Genomic DNA, 2522 nt, shown 5'->3' on the forward strand with positions numbered 1-2522 from the left:
AGTACCGTGAGGGAAAGGCGAAAAGAACCCCGGAGAGGGGAGTGAAATAGATCCTGAAACCGTATGCGTACAAGCAGTGGGAGCCCACTTTGTTGGGTGACTGCGTACCTTTTGTATAATGGGTCAGCGACTTATTTTCAGTGGCGAGCTTAACCGAATAGGGGAGGCGTAGCGAAAGCGAGTCTTAATAGGGCGTCTAGTCGCTGGGAATAGACCCGAAACCGGGCGATCTATCCATGGGCAGGTTGAAGGTTAGGTAACACTGACTGGAGGACCGAACCGACTACCGTTGAAAAGTTAGCGGATGACCTGTGGATCGGAGTGAAAGGCTAATCAAGCTCGGAGATAGCTGGTTCTCCTCGAAAGCTATTTAGGTAGCGCCTCATGTATCACTGTAGGGGGTAGAGCACTGTTTCGGCTAGGGGGTCATCCCGACTTACCAAACCGATGCAAACTCCGAATACCTACAAGTGCCGAGCATGGGAGACACACGGCGGGTGCTAACGTCCGTCGTGAAAAGGGAAACAACCCAGACCGTCAGCTAAGGTCCCAAAGTTATGGTTAAGTGGGAAACGATGTGGGAAGGCTTAGACAGCTAGGAGGTTGGCTTAGAAGCAGCCACCCTTTAAAGAAAGCGTAATAGCTCACTAGTCGAGTCGGCCTGCGCGGAAGATGTAACGGGGCTCAAACCATACACCGAAGCTACGGGTATCACGCAAGTGATGCGGTAGAGGAGCGTTCTGTAAGCCTGTGAAGGTGAGTTGAGAAGCTTGCTGGAGGTATCAGAAGTGCGAATGCTGACATGAGTAACGACAATGGGTGTGAAAAACACCCACGCCGAAAGACCAAGGTTTCCTGCGCAACGTTAATCGACGCAGGGTTAGTCGGTCCCTAAGGCGAGGCTGAAAAGCGTAGTCGATGGAAAACAGGTTAATATTCCTGTACTTCTGGTTATTGCGATGGAGGGACGGAGAAGGCTAGGCCAGCTTGGCGTTGGTTGTCCAAGTTTAAGGTGGTAGGCTGGAATCTTAGGTAAATCCGGGATTCTAAGGCCGAGAGCTGATGACGAGTTACCCTTTGGGTGACGAAGTGGTTGATGCCATGCTTCCAAGAAAAGCTTCTAAGCTTCAGGTAACCAGGAACCGTACCCCAAACCGACACAGGTGGTTGGGTAGAGAATACCAAGGCGCTTGAGAGAACTCGGGTGAAGGAACTAGGCAAAATGGCACCGTAACTTCGGGAGAAGGTGCGCCGGTGAGGGTGAAGCATTTACTGCGTAAGCCCACGCCGGTCGAAGATACCAGGCCGCTGCGACTGTTTATTAAAAACACAGCACTCTGCAAACACGAAAGTGGACGTATAGGGTGTGACGCCTGCCCGGTGCCGGAAGGTTAATTGATGGGGTTAGCTAACGCGAAGCTCTTGATCGAAGCCCCGGTAAACGGCGGCCGTAACTATAACGGTCCTAAGGTAGCGAAATTCCTTGTCGGGTAAGTTCCGACCTGCACGAATGGCGTAACGATGGCGGCGCTGTCTCCACCCGAGACTCAGTGAAATTGAAATCGCTGTGAAGATGCAGTGTATCCGCGGCTAGACGGAAAGACCCCGTGAACCTTTACTATAGCTTTGCACTGGACTTTGAATTTGCTTGTGTAGGATAGGTGGGAGGCTTTGAAGCGTGGACGCCAGTCTGCGTGGAGCCATCCTTGAAATACCACCCTGGCAACTTTGAGGTTCTAACTCAGGTCCGTTATCCGGATCGAGGACAGTGTATGGTGGGTAGTTTGACTGGGGCGGTCTCCTCCTAAAGAGTAACGGAGGAGTACGAAGGTGCGCTCAGACCGGTCGGAAATCGGTCGTAGAGTATAAAGGCAAAAGCGCGCTTGACTGCGAGACAGACACGTCGAGCAGGTACGAAAGTAGGTCTTAGTGATCCGGTGGTTCTGTATGGAAGGGCCATCGCTCAACGGATAAAAGGTACTCCGGGGATAACAGGCTGATACCGCCCAAGAGTTCATATCGACGGCGGTGTTTGGCACCTCGATGTCGGCTCATCACATCCTGGGGCTGAAGCCGGTCCCAAGGGTATGGCTGTTCGCCATTTAAAGTGGTACGCGAGCTGGGTTTAGAACGTCGTGAGACAGTTCGGTCCCTATCTGCCGTGGACGTTTGAGATTTGAGAGGGGCTGCTCCTAGTACGAGAGGACCGGAGTGGACGAACCTCTGGTGTTCCGGTTGTCACGCCAGTGGCATTGCCGGGTAGCTATGTTCGGAAAAGATAACCGCTGAAAGCATCTAAGCGGGAAACTTGCCTCAAGATGAGATCTCACTGGAGCCTTGAGCTCCCTGAAGGGCCGTCGAAGACTACGACGTTGATAGGCAGGGTGTGTAAGCGCTGTGAGGCGTTGAGCTAACCTGTACTAATTGCCCGTGAGGCTTGACCATATAACACCCAAGCAATCTGTCGACTCGAAAGAGGCCAGATTGCGGTGTGTGAAGACGAGATGAACCGAAAGTTCGGC

General features: G+C 52.6%; 1 rRNA gene. It reads left to right on the forward strand.

The features are described 5' to 3' along the window. Positions 1-2445 (forward strand): 23S ribosomal RNA (locus tag RGM2987_RS00280); the annotation flags it as partial. Between the last annotated feature and the right edge of the window lie 77 nt (positions 2446-2522).

Source organism: Pseudomonas sp. RGM2987, from assembly GCF_022952855.1.
Lineage (GTDB): Bacteria > Pseudomonadota > Gammaproteobacteria > Pseudomonadales > Pseudomonadaceae > Aquipseudomonas.